The sequence below is a fragment of the Nocardia sp. TBRC8007 genome, assembly GCF_056629435.1.
This window is the reverse complement of sequence record NZ_JBWSOR010000130.1, coordinates 1-672: the sequence shown is the minus strand read 5'-3', so window position 1 is coordinate 672 and position 672 is coordinate 1. Positions and strand designations below refer to the sequence as shown.

The window sequence follows — 672 nt, the reverse complement described above, 5'->3', positions numbered from 1 at the left end:
CCCGCGCGGGTTGCCGCCCTCGTGGCCGACCAGGTCGATCTCCACGAACCCCGGAATGTTCTCGTCGTGATCAGCCCACGTGCGCATCGGGATTCGCGACTTCAACAACGAACCCGGTTTGGTGTGCGAGCGGCCCTTGATCCGCAGCCGCGACTTCGCCGCCGCCGGCCGGCGGTCGATCGTGGCCGCCGACATCCCCACCAACAGCTCCGCAGTGTCGTCATCGATGTCCAGCTCGCCGTGACGGCGCAGCAGCGGCACCAGCTCACCCAGTATCGGAGCCAGCCGCTTGCCAGCCGGAGCATTCAGCACCGCCCAACACTTCTCCAACGCCACAACAACTTCCGGACCATACTTCGGCTCACGCGCCACCCGTGTCTTGACCACACGCGGAGTCAACGCCACCCTCAACGCACGCCGCGCGTAGTCGCGGTGATACCCGGTCACCGCACACAGAATCCAGGATCACCGCCTTCTGCGACTTCGACGCATTCCGATACCGCACCGCCCGCGACCTGGTGATCGCCCTCCGATTCGCCAACGTCAACCCCATCACCCTGGTGAACCGCAAACACCCAGCTCACGGACAGAGGCGCGCCGAACGACCCGGACCTTTCCAAATGAGGCAACGAATCGATCCACGCGGACCTTTTTGATGAGTCAACGCGACTG

At 64.6% G+C, this 672-nt stretch carries 1 pseudogene; it reads right to left on the bottom strand.

Annotated features, from left to right (window positions below):
- Window positions 1–447 (bottom strand): annotated as a pseudogene (locus ACX4ZE_RS22945) (integrase); the annotation flags it as partial.
- Window positions 448–672 lie beyond the last annotated feature (225 nt).